The sequence below is a fragment of the Roseimarinus sediminis genome (assembly GCF_050433125.1).
In the GTDB taxonomy this organism is placed as follows: domain Bacteria; phylum Bacteroidota; class Bacteroidia; order Bacteroidales; family Prolixibacteraceae; genus Roseimarinus; species Roseimarinus sediminis.
This window is the reverse complement of sequence record NZ_JBNPXV010000009.1, coordinates 104,768-122,099: the sequence shown is the minus strand read 5'-3', so window position 1 is coordinate 122,099 and position 17,332 is coordinate 104,768. Positions and strand designations below refer to the sequence as shown.

The window sequence follows — 17,332 nt, the reverse complement described above, 5'->3', positions numbered from 1 at the left end:
CCTATGAAAAAGTTACGTTATCTATCAATCTTACGCTACCACAATGAACAGCTATACAGCCTACTTTGTTGACCGGATCGTCCCAACTACCGATGGCACTGAGTTCACGATCATCAACAATTTCAAAGTATTCTGTCCGGAGATACGGGTTGGCATCAATGGTTTTGATGACCCATGCTTTCAATGCCTCCACCGTTAGCTCATTCGCCTTATCAAGTGCTTCAAACAAAGTCTTTGAAATAAGTGCCGCATTGGTTCTTTCTTCAGGTTTTAACAAACTGTTACGTGAGCTCATTGCAAGTCCATCGGGCTCACGAACAATGTTACAGGGCACTATTTCAACATTCATTTTCAGTTGTTGCACCATCTTTTTCACAATGGCCAACTGCTGAAAATCTTTCAGTCCAAAAAAAGCTTTATGGGGTTCAACCATGGCAAACAACTTACTCACCACCTGCGCCACACCATTAAAATGCCCCGGCCGGTGTTTTCCTTCCATTACTTCCCCTATTTTTCCAAAGTCAAAAACTCTCTTATCTTCCTCCGGGTATATTTCTTCAACCGATGGTGCAAACACCAAACTACAGGGCACCTTCTTCAGCAAGGCCATATCTGTTTCCAGATTTCTGGGGTAACGCTTCAGATCGTCCTTGTCGTTGAACTGGGTAGGATTCACAAAGATGCTTACCACCACGTAATCGCTTTGTTCACCCGCCTCACGCACCAGCTGAAGATGCCCTTCGTGCAAAGCTCCCATAGTGGGTACAAAGCCAATCAAATCGCCCTGCTTTTTCCGAAGTTCAAGCACCGCTTTTAATCCGGCAACTGTGTGTACTAACTCCATTCAATTATTATTAGAGTGCAAAGTAAATAAATTAATCAGTAATAAAACAGGCCTAAAGCAATCTTTTGACTCCGGCTTACCATTCGGTAACAGTATGATATATCATGGAATTTTACTAATTTTGCAAAATCAAAAATATCGAAAGATAGAATGGAAAAGAAAAAGATATTGTTTATTTTTCAAGAGATTACTCCCTACTTACCCGAATCCGAAAAATCAAAAATAGGCAGATTTCTACCCCAGGGCATCCAGGAAAGAGGAAAAGAAATTCGCACCTTTATGCCGCGTTACGGCAGTGTTAACGAACGTCGTAATCAGCTGCACGAAGTGATCAGACTTTCGGGTATGAACCTGGTAATCAACGATACCGACCACCCGCTCATCATTAAGGTGGCCTCAATTCAGGCAGCACGAATGCAGGTGTACTTTATCGATAACGAAGACTATTTTCATCGTAAGTCGGTAATGGCATCGAAAGATGGAAAGCCCTTTGAAGACAACGACGAGCGCGCCATCTTCTATGCAAAAGGAGTTCTCGAAACAGTGATAAAACTGCGCTGGGCTCCCGATCTGATTCATTGTCAGGGCTGGTTTGGTGCAATTGTACCCCTGCTCATTAAAAAAGTGTATGCCGACGATCCCTTGTTCTCACAGGCCAAAGTGGTGTATACCATCCACGACGATGAGTTTAAAAATGACCTCGATCCAACAATGATTGAAAAAATTCAGGGTGAAGAAATTACAGCTGAAGATGTGAAAATTATTGAGCAGCCTTCGTATGTCAATCTGAACAAACTCGCCATTCAATATGCCGACGGCATCATTAAGGGAAGTCCCCGTATCAATGCCGAAGTGGAAGAAGCACTGAATAAAAGTGGCCTTCCGGTACTCGAATACCAGGACGAGGACAACTACATCGATGCCTACGATCAATTCTACGATTCGATACTCGAAAAAGAATAACAACATTACAAAGGGTGCTGCTTACAGCACTCTTTTTTTTCCCCTTTTTTTGCCTTATTTTTATTCCCAACCAAATTATTCATCATTTAAATGAAAAAGACATGTGTGGAATTGTAGCTTACATTGGGCCCAAAAACGCCTACCCTATCTTGCTCAAAGGCCTCAAGCGGCTCGAATACAGAGGATACGACTCAGCCGGAGTTGCGCTTTTCAAGAACAACAACATTGAAGTTTTTAAGAAAAAAGGAAAAGTATCAGAGCTTGAAAATTATTGCGCCGACAAAGATACTTACTCCAATATGGGAATTGCCCACACCCGCTGGGCCACCCATGGCGAGCCAAACGATATCAATGCCCATCCCCACACCTCAATGAATGGCTTGTTTACCATCATTCATAACGGAATCATTGAGAATTACGAGAAAATTAAAAAAGATCTGGAAAAAAAGGGCTACAGGTTTTATGGCGAAACCGATACTGAAATCCTGGCCAACCTGATTGAATACATGTATTCGGAAGCTGAAAATATCAATGCAGAACAGGCTGTGCGCTATGCGCTTTCGAGGGTTGTTGGGGCTTATGGCCTGGTGGTACTTTGTAAAAACGAACCCGAAACCATGATTGCCGCCCGAAAAAGTAGTCCAATGGCCATTGGCATAGGCGAAGGCGAATACTTCATTGCTTCGGATGCAACCCCCATGATCGAATACACCAAAAATGTTGTTTACCTGAACGACAACGATGTAGCCATCATTACTCCGCACAGCTTTACGCTGAAAAGCATCGATCATGATGAAGAACTTAAACCTGAAATTCAGCAACTTGAACTCAGCGTTGGTGAGCTCGAGAAAAATGGTTTTGAGCACTTCATGCTGAAAGAGATTTTCGAACAACCCAAAACCATTGCCGACTCGTTCAGAGGACGCATTGATCCACAAACAAAAGAAGTATTTCTGGGAGGACTCAACGAAGTAATGCCCCGGATACTTGATGCCAAAAGGGTCATCATTATCGCCTGCGGTACTTCGTGGCATGCAGCCCTGATTGGAGAATACCTTATCGAAGAATATGCCCAGGTGCCCGTCGAGGTCGAATATGCCTCGGAATACCGCTACCGGCGCCCAATTATCCGTGAAGACGACGTGGTACTGGCGATCAGCCAAAGCGGTGAAACAGCCGATACACTGGCCGCCATCAGACTGGCCAAAGAAAAGGGAGCCCTTGTTTTGGGTATTTGCAACGTGGTTGGCTCGAGCATTGCCCGCGAGACACATGCCGGAATATACACCCACGCCGGAGTCGAAATCGGAGTGGCATCGACCAAGGCATTTACAGCCCAGGTGACCGTGCTAACCCTGATTGCACTTCGCCTTGCCCGCAAGCACCAAACCATCAGCGACGAGCGCTACTTCTCCATTGTGAACGATCTGATCAGTATTCCCGATAAAATTCAACTTATTCTCGAGAATCATCTCAAGTTGAAAGCCATCGCCGAAAAATACAAGGACAGTGTTAACTCACTTTATCTTGGACGCGGCTACCTCTTCCCTGTAGCACTTGAAGGCGCACTGAAGCTGAAAGAAATTTCATACATTCATGCCGAAGGCTATGCCGCAGGCGAGATGAAACATGGGCCCATTGCCCTGATCGACAGCAATCTCCCCGTTGTTGTAGTTGCTGCCAAAGACCGTTATTACGAAAAGGTTGTAAGTAATATACAGGAGGTAAAAGCACGAAAAGGAAACATCATTGCAATTGTTACCGAAGGAGACAGCAACCTGGCAGACATGGTTGAAGACATTATGGAAATACCAAAATCGGACGATGTGGTTACTCCATTGCTGGCGGTAATACCACTGCAGTTATTTGCCTATTACGTTGCCGTAATTCGCGGATGTGATGTTGACCAGCCACGCAACCTGGCAAAAAGTGTAACCGTGGAATAAAAAAAAGCTCATCATTTACCAAAAACGTTGGTGAAGTGATGAGCTGATTATAGAAAAAATAGTATTTTCGCCGCACGAAATGCATGACAGGGCTGTTTCCCGACCTTCATCGGGACAGTTGGTTTATACATAAGGTAACAGGGACGTTAGCTCAGTTGGTTTAGAGCGCTTGCTTGACAGGCAAGAGGTCACTGGTTCGATTCCAGTACGCCCCACTTTATTTGTTTAAATTTCACCTGATAGTGTAGCAAGTTTTCGTTGCACGTTTCGACTCCGGTACAGCCCACATTTTAATTTTCAAAACAAGACGCTTTGAGCTATTGCCTGCCCTTGTGGTGGTCTCTTTTGATGTGTTTCACCATCCTGGCAAACTGCTTACCCTGCTTTCTTTTTTCATGTTCAGAAACAGTATAGTGCCATGCTTCCCGTTTCAACTTTTGATAATTGTTGTAAATCCCCCTGTCAAGAACTCCATCTTCAAGCGCTTTAATTACAGCACAGCCTTTTTCATTCGTATGGGTACAGTTTGTATAGCGACATTCATTTTTCAAATGATCAATATCAAGCACCTCTAAAAGTGCTTCATGGTCATCGGTACTAATCCCAAACAATTTGATGCCAGGCGTGTCGATTAAAATACCCCCTTGTTCCAGCAAAATTAACTCACGCTTCGAAGTGGTATGTTTTCCTTTTCCCGTTGCACTGCTGATTGCAGCTGTTTGCTGAATCTCCCTGTTACACAAAAAGTTCACAAGTGTACTTTTTCCTACACCCGACAAACCCAGAAAAACAACTGTTTCACCGGTTTGAATAAAACGGCGTAACTGCTCAATACTTCCACCCTCAAAAATACTGGTATATACTACCGGAATTTTGTGACCAAGATGACTAATTGCTTGCTCGATGGAAGCCTTATCGTGATTCAAGTCGGCTTTTGTGAAAATCAAAACCGGCTGTATTTTCCCGACTGCCAACTGCAATAAAAATCGTTCAATGCGCCTTACACTGAAACCCTGATCGAGGCTTTGTACAACAAAGGCTTTATCGACATGTGAGGCAAGTGCCTGCTTCCCGAAAGTGGTATCACTTCTCGATCGATGCAATGTTTTTTTTCGTGGCAACATATCCAGAATAATCCCCTTGTTATCATCAATTGGCTGAAAAAGCACCCAATCGCCCGTACAGGGATAGTCATAGCGATCCCTTCCGAAAAGCATGTTACCACTCAATTCACAATCGAAATTGCCTGCTTCAGCCACAAGCACATAACGGGTTTTGTGGGTCACTATTACCCTGCCATGTACTTGTTCTTTATAGCTACTTGCTTCCTTTTGCTGCAATAATTCCTGATTCCAGCCATATAATTCCAGGTCATTCATTTCTTTTTACTTTTAAATTATTCATTTGCTTTTGGATCGATCTGCGTCTGTCAACTGACGAATCATAACGAAAAATCTTGCCCTCATAGCTTGTCCCAATCTGTCTCTTGAACTCGCACATGGTAATCGATAGAATGAAGTTGGAAGGCATTGATCTGTCACCATTCTTCAATCCATTCAATTCATTTTGAGGCGATCAGCCTGGACCCTATTTCTACAGTCTGCCACTTCATTCCCTCCTGGATGACTTCGCCCCCAACGGCGTTTCTAAGCACTACAATACTGGCTAATTTTAATACAAAGCCCCTGCTGAAAAAACCAAGCGTGGTTTTGAGTAAAACCACGCGTGGTTTTTATCATCAACACGCCTGCGATTCATCTAAGAGCTGATCTTATTCATTACGGCCTGTTTATTCGCAGCTAGCACGGGCTTGTCCGGGTGCTAATTCATCACTTCTTCCCGATATAAAATACATAGCCATAAAACGCCTTGTACTTTTTGTACAATTCATATTCATGCCGTTGATTGGCTACCAACTCAACGGCCGTTACATTGCCTGCATTTTCTTTCAGGAAATCCTCCTGCATAGCTTCCTGAGGCTCATAAAAGTTCTGAAGCCAGCATTCGTCAGGTAAAACAAAAGTAGCAAGCGGAACATATCCGGCCTTTTGCATTTTCTCAAGCTTGCTTGCTATGGTTTCAATTTCGGGATAAGCATCCATCCAGAATTGCTCGATTTCTGCTGGTCGTGTATTGCTTAGCCACGACACCTCAGTGACGGCAATAAATCCGCCTTTTTTCAGGTATTTATACCATTCATTCAGTCCCTTTTCGAAGCCGATGTTGTAAATAGCACCTTCCGACCAGATGAGGTCGAGCTCTTCTTCTCCGAAAGGCAGATCGTCCATCGAACCAACAAGGCCTTTAACGCTCTGCTGCAAATTCAGCTTCATGGTATTTTGATTGAAAAGATCGATGAAAGCCGGAAAAAGATCAATACCGGTAAGCTGTCCCTGAGTATGCTGAGCCAGCACCATGGTTTGTCCACCGGTACCACAGCCAAGATCGGCAATTTTCGATGCCGGTCCCGGTGGGTCGATAAAACTTAGTGCTTTTAAAGTTGCTTCCCGACTTCCGGGCCCCTGACGATCAAATGCTGAATAATAACGGCATATCAGGTCGATGTCAAATTCGTGGATTGATTTTATTTCTTCACTCATGATGTTTAAATTAAGTTTTAGTCTCAATGCTGTAAATGATCTGTTTACTGCAGAGACACAATGATTATTTCAGATATAAGCATAAAAGAAGTGCTCAGACACGAACAGGTCTGAACCGAATGAAGGGATAACCACAGACTGTAAGCCGATGGTTATTTACTTTACCGAAACCGTAATTGTATTAAACATCCAAAAGTTTTAGTGAAAGCAAAGATAAATATTTTTGAAATACGTGTTGCCCAATTAGCAATCTGTTTTACAATCACTTTGCAGATCAGCCCTTTCAACCTGAAAAGTGGTGTGTCCGATCCCGAACATGTCGTGAAGTGACTGCTGCAGGTCAGTAATGAAATGATCACCAGCCCCATGCGGCATAATCAGGTGAACGGTGAGCGCCACCTGCGTTGTGCTCATGGCCCAGATATGCAAATCGTGTATATCATCGACTCCGCTTTGAGAAAGTAGAAACTCACGTACTTTGCCGGCATCGATGTGCTTTGGTACCGCGTCGAGGGCCAGATCAACCGAGTCGGTAAACAATTTCCAGGTACCCCATACAATTACTGCGATGATCACGAAACTGGTAACAGGATCGATCCAACTCCATCCTGAGAAATGAATCAATAAACCCGAAAGCACCACTCCAAGCGAAACTCCGGCATCGGCTGCCATGTGAAGGTAGGCTCCTTTGATATTCAGATCGTGCTTTTGTCCCTTCATAAACAGCATGGCTGTAATGGCATTGATCACCACTCCTATCCCGGCCACTATCATCACCTGCTTTCCTGCAACAGGAGCAGGATTTTTAAGATGATCGACGGCTTCCCAGGCGATAAAGCCAACAGCTCCAAACAACATCAAGGCATTCACAATCGACACCAGTATGGTCGTTTTGCGCCAGCCATAAGTATATTTGCCCCGGGGCTTTAGCGTTGCAAGCCAACTGGCTGTCCATGCAAAAATCAAACTGAGCACATCGCTGGCATTGTGACCAGCATCGGCAAGCAAGGCCGACGAATTGGCCAGCAAACCATAAACAACCTCAATCACTACAAAGGCAATATTAAGTCCGATGCCAATGGCAAAAGCCTTTCCATGAGTCAAACCAGAACTGCTATGATGATGATTGTGCGACATAAACGAATCTAAAATAAAACAAAAGTGCATGCTTTAAGAAAAGTAAGCTGCTTCAAATTTGTACTTCTTTCAATTTGTTAACAAATGCCCTGAACAGAAGTTTGCTCAAAAATACACACAATGACTGTTTCTACTCCAATTATTACCGTTAATTGACCCGCTGCATCTGTTGACCGGTGCTTTTCGGTCGTTGATCGATCCTTTCATTTTTACTCAGTAGTACGCATTACCTTTACCGCAGGTTAATAAGAGTCATTTTCGTACAATGAACTCGAAAAGATAAAGGAGGTTTCGCAAGCCTCCTTTTGTTTTTATTGCGCTGCCTATAAATTCTAATCCAACAGCTGAATTCATCTATAACAAAATCACAGCCTCCATAGCTTACTTTTTGCTGTTCTTGGGCTTTCGATTTCTCCGGGGCCGTTTGTACACAAAGCGGTATTTTGCATTTACTCCTCTCTTAGATTGCATGCATGTTCAACTCCCAGTAAACTGGTACAAACAACTTCTTTCACAATATGAGCTGCATAAAACATTTCAGGGCTGACATTGAAATACGTACGAAGGTCGTACATCAATCATTCATTATTAAGAAAACGGGACACACTATTTTGAGCTTTCACCTCGAAAAACGAAGTGGATTTCGAGCGATCAAAAACCAAAAACTTGCTTTTATGAAGAAAATTTACATGTTACTACTGTGTCTCACCATGATCTATTCATCAATGGCACAAGAATTAAGCATTTCAGGCAGGGTCATTTCGGCCTCCGATGGGGAAGCCCTGCCAGGCGTTACTGTATTTCTGAGCGGCACCTCCATTGGAACCGTTACCAATGTCGACGGACAGTACCGCATTAATGTACCCGATGCCAATGGCACACTCCATTTTACTTTCATCGGGAAAAAAACAGCAAAAGTAGCCATCAACAATCGCTCTGTACTAGACGTAAGCCTCGAAGATGAGGCGGTTGATGTGAATGAAGTGGTGGTAGTTGGTTATGGACAACAAATTAAATCAGAGATTACCGGAGCCATTAGCAAACTCAACAGCGAAGAACTACAAAAAATGAATTCACCTTCGTTTGAAACCTCTTTACAAGGGAAAACACCAGGTGTATTTATTGAGAAATCGACAGGCAAGCTGGGCGAAGGAGTCAAAATAAGAGTCAGGGGAACTTCTTCGCTGGGCGCCAGCAACCAGCCACTCTACGTGGTCGACGGCATCATCATTACTACCGAAGACCAGGGCACTACGGGTAACCACCCAACCAATCCGGTGTCGGATATCAACTTCGACGACATCGAATCGATACAGGTGCTGAAAGATGCTTCGGCAGCTGCCATTTATGGTTCCAGGGCCTCAAACGGGGTGGTCATCATCAATACCAAAACGGGACGAAAGAATCAGCCCTCGAGTATTAGTGTAAACTATTCACGTACCTATTCGGGGCCAACCATTGTTACCGACTTTCTCAACACTGCCGAATATGTCGAGCTGATGGGAGAAGCCATGGAAAACAGCGGCTGGGCCGATCCCGGCCAGGGAGAAGCAACTATATTAAGTTATGCCAATTACGAAAGCCTCGACGAAGCCATCGAAAACAACTGGAACGATCATATTTTCAGAAAGGCCGTTTCATCCAATTTCAACCTGTCGTCGCAGGGAGGCAGTGAAACAACACGCTACTACCTCGGTTTTAGTTACGACGATCAGGAGGGCATTCTCATTGCCAACGACTACCAACGCTTTAGTGGCCGTTTAAACCTCGATCACAAGGTCAACGAGTTCATTGATTTGGGAGCCAAGTTCAATTTTGTGCGCAGCGATTTGTTCAGGGCTGCCAACGACAATGCCTTTGCTACTCCCATGCAGCTCATTGCCCAGGCACCTTACTTTCCTGCTTTTGTTGATGACGAACCCTTTGAGGATACTTTCTATTACAATGGCCTGATGACTTTCAAGTACGATAAAAACGATACCCGTGTTTACCGCACCTTTGCCATCGCTTATGCCCGGATGAAACTGGCTGAAGGGCTCACCTTCAATTCGGTTTTTGGCATGGACAACCTCAACCAGCGTGAAGATCAATACCGCAGCAGAAAAACCGACGACGGATCTCCTGCCGGAAAAGCCTACCTGCGCAATGTCAATGTTTTCAACTGGTCGTTCGACAACTATTTCACTTACAGCAATACCTTCGCCGAACTGCACACCCTGGATTTAACGGCAGGTACTTCGGCCCAGCAAGCCGACCGCTTTATAAGCCGCACAGGAGGAAAAACCTTTCCTTCCGATCAGTTTCAAACCATTGCATCGGCAGCCGAGAGTGACGACTTCTTCAGTTTTAGTACCGGCTATAGTTACCTATCGGTCTTCAGTCGAATCAACTACAAATATGCGGGGAAATACCTACTGGGAGCCAGCTACCGTGTTGATGGATCCAGCAAATTTGGCAAGGACAATCGCTTTGGTAGTTTTTATTCGGCCTCGGCCGGATGGCTGCTATCAGAAGAAGCCTTCATCCAGTCAGCCGAGGGAATCAGCTTCCTGAAACTAAGGGCATCGTATGGCGTAACCGGCAACTCCGAAATTGACAACTTTGGTTCACTGGGTCTGTACGATGGCAGCAGCTATGCCGGAAAGCCAGCCATTGAACCATCACAGCTGGCCAATGAAAAGCTTTCGTGGGAAAACACTGCACAAACCGACATTGGTATCGATTTTGGTTTATTCAAAAACCGCATTAACGGCGAAATCGACTTTTACTACAAAAAGACATCCGACCTGCTGCTTAACAGACTCCTCCCCTTTACAACAGGTTTTGCCAGCATTACCGAAAATGTTGGCGAATTGGAGAACAAAGGTTTTGAGCTGGCCATCAACACGGCCAACGTTACCGGCGATTTTAGCTGGAACACCAGTTTCAACCTGGCTACCAACCGAAATAAAATACTGAACATTGTTTCTCCCATGACTTTTGGTGCCAATCGCGTGGAAGAGGGGCAGGCCATCGGAGTATTCTACATGAAAAAATATGCCGGTGTTGATCCCGATAATGGCGATGCCCTTTATTATGTAGAAGAAGGCAGCGACGAAACAACCAGCAACTATTCGCAGGCAGCCGACATGGTGGTGGGTGACCCAAATCCCGAGTGGTTTGGTGGAATGCTCAACCGTTTTGCATACAAGGGCTTCGATTTGAACATCTTTTTTCAGGCTGTTTACGGCAATGATGTGTACAACGACGCAGGTCGTTTCATGAGCAGCAATGCCAACTGGGTCGATAATCAAACCAAAGATCAGATGAACAGGTGGCAAAAGCCGGGCGACATAACCAATGTACCTCAGGCCCGCTTCGGCGTAACCAATGGCAACCGCATGTCGTCGCGTTATATTTACGACGGTTCCTATCTGCGCTTTAAAGAACTCACCCTGGGTTACACCCTGCCGAAAGATCTGACACGCAAAGCATCTCTCGAAAAAGTAAGAATCTATTTCAGCGGTGTAAACCTGCTTACCTGGACCAACTTTCCCTTGTACGACCCTGAAGTAACTGCACCCGGAATTAACCGGACCACCACTTCAGAAAATATTCAGCAGGGAATATGGTACTATTCAACCCCACAGGCCAAATCGTACTCGTTTGGTGTAAACATCACCTTCTGAAAGCGATCATTGTGTACAACTATTTGAGTCGAATAATCATAAAAAGAAATAAAATGAAAATAAAGAATATACCAGCAATGCTCATCGTCCTGCTACTGTTTGCCTGCGACGGGTTTCTCGACATTGAACCAAAACAGAGCATCGATTCCGAAACAGCACTAAGCAGCAGCGAGAACCTGCGGCTGGCCCTTAATCAGGCTTATGTCAATATCCGAAACGGATACGGACAACAACTACTGCACGCCGGGGCACTTTTGCCCGATGACGGAGAAATCTTTTTCCAGGGAACCTATCTTGAACCCCGCGAGTACCTCAACAAGGAACTGGTGGCTTCATCGCTGTGGCCCCGTGAAGCCTGGCAGGATCTTTACAAGGGAATTTACATTTGCAACCAGGTATTGGGGCACATTGAGGTAGCCGAACCTGACGCAAAAAACCAGCTAATGGGAGAAGCCCTTTTTCTGCGCGGCTTGTGCTACTTCGATCTGACCCGTTACTTCGCGCCGGCTTATGAACCCGGAGGAGCTAATGAAGCCGATGCTGTGCCCCTACTGCTTGAGAATGATACCACCATGTACCCCCCGAGGGCTTCGGTCGAAGCGGTAATTAATCAGGCACAGGCTGATCTTGAACAGGCAGCTTCCCTGCTGGCTCCCGATGAGCACTTCTTTGCCGGCAGCTATGCTGCCAAGGCCATTCTTTCACGTTTATACCTGATGAAAGAAGAATGGGAGAAAGCAGCCACCGCAGCATCCGAGGTGATTGAATCAGGTCAGTTCAGCCTGATGGAAACACCCCTGGCAGCGTTCAATCACCCTTCGAACCTGCAGGAAGATGTGTTTGCCTTCCAGCAAAACAACGACGACAACCTGGGCTCGGAGCAAGGAACGGGCAATGAAGGCATGTCGACCTTTTATGCAAGTACCAATGTAACCGGACGAAGCGATTTTGCAATGAACGACAAAGTATTCGATTTGTATGAGGAAGGAGACCTCAGAGCTGCCATTCAGACCGATCTGGGCGAGGACTCAGACGAGAGCGACATCGAAAGTATGTATTACCGGGGCTTTGGAAGTAACAGCAACGACGGAATTTTCTGTGCCAAGTGGCTTAATTTTGAGAACAATGTCACCTTTATCCGTTTGGCCGAAATGTACCTCACACGTGCCGAAGCCAACCTGGAGAACGGTAGCGAAACAGGCGATTTGCCTGTCAACGACATTGCCCGCATTCGCAGCCGCGCAGGCCTTTCAACACCCGAAACAATCGACCTCGAGTTGGTAAGGACTGAACGTATCAGGGAATTGATTTTTGAAGGCTGGCGGCTACATCATTACCGTCGTTGGAAATGGTCAGTCGGAGAGCTGCCCTACAATGCTCCCCGCTTAGTACTTCCTATACCTCAACGCGAGCGTGATGTGAATAATAAACTAAGCCAGAATAACGGCTATTAAAATCAAGGCCAAATATCCGACGTCAGTTTGCATTAAGAAGAAAAGCAAGTACCCACGGGTTTACTTGCTTTTCCTTTTAATGCAAATTACTGTTTAGGTATCCTGCACCTTCCCATTGTACTCCAATGCGTGCAAAACCGACTTTTTATAACTTCGGCCAATGGGCAATTCCTTCTCCTTATTGATTTCGATAATCGAGGCAGAAAAGGCCGTCACCTTTTTCAGAGGAACCACAATCGACTTGTGGATGCGAATAAAATCTTTGTCGGCCAGTAGTTCCTCGAATTGCTTGATCGACATTTTGGGAATAATCCGACGCCCTTCGACAAAAACCTGACAATATTCTCCCATTGCTTCAATATAATCGATCTCGTTGAGGACCACCTTCACCACCTTCTTATTTTCTTTCAGATAAACAAAGGCTTCTTCCGTATTTCTCGAATCGCCGTGCAGGCGGGTAGCATTGTTGGAAAGCATAAAAAACTTGTCGATGGCTTTCAAAAGTCGGCTAAATGAAACAGGTTTCAGTAAGTAGTCGACCACATCGAGCTCAAAACCTTCGAGGGCATATTCTTTATGTGCCGATACGATGATCACCTTTGGCGGGTTACTGAGTGAACGGATGAAATCGATGCCCGTAATCTGGGGCATGTTGATGTCGAGAAAAATAAGATCGATCTTCTTTTCCTTAAGCACCTGGAAGGCTTGCATTGCATTGCTGCAACTTGCTATCAGTTCCAGATTATCTATCTTTTCAAGATATCCGGCGATGAGTTCCCTGGCTAAAGGCTCATCATCAATAATCATACAGTGTGTTTTCATGTTTTCATTATTATTATGTAACGCTATTTGCTGGATTCATTGTTTGATTGATATTTTCTTCATAAAAGGAAAGCATTTTCCCCGATACCACATTAAAGGTGAAAGGCACTTCCTCTTTGTTGATTCTTCGGTACGAATTAAAAAGGTAATTCAGATTCAACGATTCACCGGTCACCTGTTCCAGCATATCACTCCACTCCATTGAATCGCCCAAACGCATAAAACCCTTTACCGGACCGATCACATCGTCGGGGAAATAAGCCTCAAGCTGGGCAGCCACTGCTGTGGCAAACAAATAATACACATGAACACCATTGGCATAAATAATGTGCTGATTCGAAATCCATTCTGGCAATCGCTTATCGTTGTCGGTCTGATAGTACAGGTATTTTTCGTTCAAGCTCCACCATAGCTCATTAAAATCCTGTTCGGGGTTTTCAAAAATCTGTTGCTGAAAGGCGATACTTCGCAAGAGTTTTCTTAAAAATACGAGGCGTGAAGGGTCGACAAACTCGCTGAAATAGGCCGATTCAGAAATATCGGGCAAGGCCATCAGCGTTCGTAGTGTGTTTGAGTGATACAACTTATCGTTAAAATAGATGGCTACCGCCTCGGTGGCAATGGTGTGCGGTTCACAAAGAAGGTAAGGCAATTTCTTATCTACCTCCTGGTAATGTACAGCATGTCCGAATTCATGAAGCATGGTATACACGCCCATCGTATTGGTTTTTATATTGGCATAAATCCTGTAATCCGATTTTTCGGCATCGACACTGAAAAAGAAACTCTGATTAATTTTTTCAGGAGCAAACCACAAATCTGAATTCTGAATAATCGATTCAGTGTTGTATTCACCATAAGCAAAATAACGATTCAATATATCAACAAACTCTTCGCGCGTATAATCTTTGTCCCAGGCTTCGGGCAGCATCATTTTCTTTGCTTCATAGTTGTAATGTTGCGCTGTGATTTGGCTGGCCGGTATATTAAAATTGCGATTGATTTCTCTATTGCATGCTTCCAAAAGCTGCCTGTAATCGGCAGCCGTCTCCTGCTCGATAATTTTTGTAAATTCATCCAGCTGTTGATAGTCGACCCCATTGAAATCCATGACAAGCTGAAAATAATTCGCATAACCCATTTTTTGGGCATCACGGTTCATGGCTTTAATCATTTCCTTGAAATCGACGGTAAGTTCCGAAAACTGTTCGATCCATTCGTTGCGTGCATCCACTCCGGGAACCTGCTGCACTGAATCCCAGAAAGCCGTTTCACTTTTCTTCAGGTCGAAAAACTGTTCAAACAATTCGGCCTGTTTGCTTTCCGATTCATCCCAGCTATTTTGAATGGAAAGATATTGCCGGAATACCTTCATGAACTGCCTTTTTAGCAGCGGATCCTGAATCAGCCCCGACGCTTTGATCTTCATTAAAATATCAAAATCGCTAGAATTGTCGTATACATTGTTTAACAGGTTTTGATAGTATTCGACCGGCTCTCCTGCCGCCCTGTAGAGCGAATCGGTCATGCGTGAGCGTTCAAGCAAGGACGTAAAACTCGCTTGTCCGGTATAGGTTGCCCAAACCACTTCGCTGTATTTCTGATTGATGGGTTTAATCCGATCGACATGGCGATCGAGAAAATGCTCCAGTACCCTTTCGGTCTGCTTTACATCGGAACAGGCTGCCAACAGAAATACGATGAACAGGGTAAAGACAAATTGTATTCTCATGCTGATCGGTTTTAGGTTTTACTGTTTAGTTGCCTGACATTGTCAGTTGAGGAATTTTAAGATGGACCTGGTAGCAGCCATCACTGATTCCATTGTTGAACTCATATTCATCCTTGTAAATCAAATCGAGCCGTTTTTGCGTATTATCGAGTCCAATTCCTCCGAATTTTGATTTTTTGCCTTCGTTTTCGGGAATGCTGTTTACCGACTCAAAATGAATGTATTCGTCTTTAATCAGAACCGATATTTTAATAAATGGCTTCCCCACATCGTTTCGACATCCATGTTTGAAAGCGTTTTCAACGAAAGTGAACAGAAGCAGGGGCGGAAGAATAATCTGCTCATTGATGTCCTCGGGTAATTGAATGTCAATTTTAAGTCGTTCGTCATACCTGATTTTTTCCAGCTCGATATAATTATCCATTAATTTTAATTCTTCCCTGAGGGGATAAAAGTCCTTGTTGCACTCATACAACATGATACGGTAGAGCTCCGAAAGTTTCATAATGTACTCCGCCGCATTCTTGTGATCGAGCGTCGACATCACATAAAGATTATTCAGCGTATTGAACAGGAAGTGCGGATGAAGCTTTATTTTCATCAACTGGATCTCCGACAAAAGCTGTTTATTTTCAATGATCAGTTTTTCCTGTTCGGCTCTGAACCAGTTAAGAAAAAAGGTTTTAATCGAAAGAATGAAATACGGAAACCACAAAAGGATCACATTTTGAGGGATCATGCGCCAGTTAAACCAGGGAACGGGCTCAAAAACACGCGGATACAATAAGCCAAAGAAAATAAAGTGATTCAACACAGGAATAAGCAAAGCACAGGCAAGGGTAAACACAAAAAGCAGAAGAAGAAATAAAACTGCCTGGTGTTTCCCAAACAGCAAGCGGTTGCCCAGTGCATCCATCACATACGAAAACAACATCATGGCAGGGAGTGCCACCAGCATGTTTAAAAGATAGAAACTAAAAGGCCAGCTACCATTAATACTGATTAATCCTGTAAGAATTAACAAGACCCCTATCCATAAAACGGGATGAAAAAACCAACTGTTTTCAATTACCCGCATCACTTCATTGCTGTACGATCGTGATTTTATCTGCTTTTCCATTGAAATTTCCTGTTACTATACTTGTCGTATGAAAAGTGAAAAAGTTACTAAAAACAGTCATTTATTATTCAAAAACATGTTGCAAAGCATCAAAAGCAGCTTAAAACTACCCATCGACACAACAGGCACAGCAAGCCAGCCTGACTTTCATCCTCAGCAACCTGTTAATCATTTGCTTTTGCAGTCCATTACCTCTTCGCCTGCTAAAAACGAAAAATACGGCAGCCAAGGTTCATCAATTACCGTAAACTGCTATTGATTAGCTCCCAACGGTCGATCGTTGATCTTCGCAATTTATTTTTTTTCAGGTACTTAATTTAGCTTACAAACACAAACGTTCCGCAGGAAATAAACCTTCGTTTCATTTCACCCGGAACATAATAAGCCATTGAAACAATAAAACTTATTAAGATGAAAAAATTAATGATCGTAATCGCAGTTAGCCTGCTTGCAACTGCCAGCTGGGCAAAGAAACCAATCAGCGGTAACAGCAACAGTTTTCTGAAAGGATATGAAGTAAGCAGTTTAGATGAAAACAGTTATCAGCTCAGTTATGAAAATGCTTCGGCACATTTTACCATCGAGGTATGCCCTGGTGAATCGGAATGCTGCTATTTACTTCGGGGTGATAATGTTGAAGTAATGTATGTATGCAACGATTTGGGTTTAGGCTTACGAAAAATGCCCGAAAAGTGGCAACAGCTTTCAACAAAAAGTTATGCAGGCTTGGTAGAAAACAAAGCATTCTGCTATCAGTCGCTGCTTACTCCAAAACGCAAAAGCACCAAAAAAGCATTGGCGCTCATTGCCTGTTTCTTTCCCTCAGTGATCAAGGAAGAAGCCCGTGATGTAGTGTTTCAGAACCAGTCGCTGCCTAAAACCGATGGTCTGGCCCAACATTGATCAAAACAAATACAATCACATCTTTTCAACAGTTCCGTATCGCTAACACCGGTGCGGGACTGTTGCTTTTTAGTGGAAAACCCGCCGAAGTGTTTCCCTTCCTTGATAATTCTTATCAAAGTTTCGTATTATTGCATATTTTA

At 44.1% G+C, this 17,332-nt stretch carries 12 protein-coding genes and 1 tRNA gene; 6 read left to right on the top strand and 7 right to left on the bottom strand.

What is annotated here, in order from left to right:
- Window position 1: 1 nt before the first annotated feature.
- Window positions 2–844, bottom strand: a complete 843-nt coding sequence (panC, locus tag FHS86_RS12975) for a pantoate--beta-alanine ligase (RefSeq protein WP_429414279.1) — start codon at window positions 842–844, stop codon at window positions 2–4.
- Between the two features lie 150 nt (window positions 845–994).
- Here panC and FHS86_RS12970 point away from each other — a divergent pair, with 150 nt between their 5' ends.
- The 3 genes from FHS86_RS12970 to FHS86_RS12960 all read left to right on the top strand — a co-directional run bounded on the left by FHS86_RS12970 (window position 995) and on the right by FHS86_RS12960 (window position 3,968).
- Window positions 995–1,807: a glycogen/starch synthase gene (locus FHS86_RS12970; protein ID WP_429414276.1), complete on the top strand. Its 813-nt coding sequence runs from the start codon at window positions 995–997 to the stop codon at window positions 1,805–1,807.
- A 101-nt stretch (window positions 1,808–1,908) separates the two neighbouring features.
- A complete protein-coding gene (gene glmS, locus FHS86_RS12965; RefSeq protein ID WP_429414273.1) occupies window positions 1,909–3,753 on the top strand; it encodes a glutamine--fructose-6-phosphate transaminase (isomerizing) in 1,845 nt (614 codons plus the stop codon).
- A 140-nt stretch (window positions 3,754–3,893) separates the two neighbouring features.
- A tRNA-Val gene (locus FHS86_RS12960) sits at window positions 3,894–3,968 on the top strand.
- A gap of 102 nt (window positions 3,969–4,070) precedes the next feature.
- Here the strand turns inward: FHS86_RS12960 and rsgA are convergent.
- The 3 genes from rsgA to FHS86_RS12945 all read right to left on the bottom strand — a co-directional run bounded on the left by rsgA (window position 4,071) and on the right by FHS86_RS12945 (window position 7,490).
- On the bottom strand, window positions 4,071–5,132 hold the full coding sequence (gene rsgA / locus FHS86_RS12955; protein ID WP_429414270.1) for a ribosome small subunit-dependent GTPase A: 1,062 nt from the start codon (window positions 5,130–5,132) through the stop codon (window positions 4,071–4,073).
- 450 nt (window positions 5,133–5,582) lie between these two features.
- Complete coding sequence (locus FHS86_RS12950; RefSeq protein WP_429414267.1) at window positions 5,583–6,353, bottom strand: class I SAM-dependent methyltransferase; 771 nt, start codon at window positions 6,351–6,353, stop codon at window positions 5,583–5,585.
- A gap of 243 nt (window positions 6,354–6,596) precedes the next feature.
- Entirely contained in the window at window positions 6,597–7,490 is an 894-nt protein-coding gene (locus tag FHS86_RS12945) for a cation diffusion facilitator family transporter (protein WP_429414264.1), read from the bottom strand.
- Between the two features lie 674 nt (window positions 7,491–8,164).
- Here FHS86_RS12945 and FHS86_RS12940 point away from each other — a divergent pair.
- On the top strand, window positions 8,165–11,158 hold the full coding sequence (locus tag FHS86_RS12940; RefSeq protein WP_429414261.1) for a SusC/RagA family TonB-linked outer membrane protein: 2,994 nt from the start codon (window positions 8,165–8,167) through the stop codon (window positions 11,156–11,158).
- A gap of 53 nt (window positions 11,159–11,211) precedes the next feature.
- Complete coding sequence (locus FHS86_RS12935) at window positions 11,212–12,612, top strand: RagB/SusD family nutrient uptake outer membrane protein (protein ID WP_429414258.1); 1,401 nt, start codon at window positions 11,212–11,214, stop codon at window positions 12,610–12,612.
- Window positions 12,613–12,705: 93 nt separating this feature from the next.
- Here the strand turns inward: FHS86_RS12935 and FHS86_RS12930 are convergent, their stop codons facing one another.
- From FHS86_RS12930 to FHS86_RS12920, 3 genes are read right to left on the bottom strand one after another with little or no spacing between them, the layout of a single operon-like run.
- On the bottom strand, window positions 12,706–13,434 hold the full coding sequence (locus FHS86_RS12930) for a LytR/AlgR family response regulator transcription factor (protein WP_429414256.1): 729 nt from the start codon (window positions 13,432–13,434) through the stop codon (window positions 12,706–12,708).
- Window positions 13,435–13,447: 13 nt separating this feature from the next.
- Complete coding sequence (locus FHS86_RS12925) at window positions 13,448–15,166, bottom strand: gluzincin family metallopeptidase (RefSeq protein WP_429414253.1); 1,719 nt, start codon at window positions 15,164–15,166, stop codon at window positions 13,448–13,450.
- Window positions 15,167–15,191: 25 nt separating this feature from the next.
- On the bottom strand, window positions 15,192–16,286 hold the full coding sequence (locus tag FHS86_RS12920; protein WP_429414250.1) for a sensor histidine kinase: 1,095 nt from the start codon (window positions 16,284–16,286) through the stop codon (window positions 15,192–15,194).
- A 411-nt stretch (window positions 16,287–16,697) separates the two neighbouring features.
- On the opposite strand from FHS86_RS12920, the gene FHS86_RS12915 reads away from it, so the two are divergent.
- A complete protein-coding gene (locus tag FHS86_RS12915; protein ID WP_429414248.1) occupies window positions 16,698–17,189 on the top strand; it encodes a hypothetical protein in 492 nt (163 codons plus the stop codon).
- The last annotated feature ends 143 nt before the right edge of the window (window positions 17,190–17,332 follow it).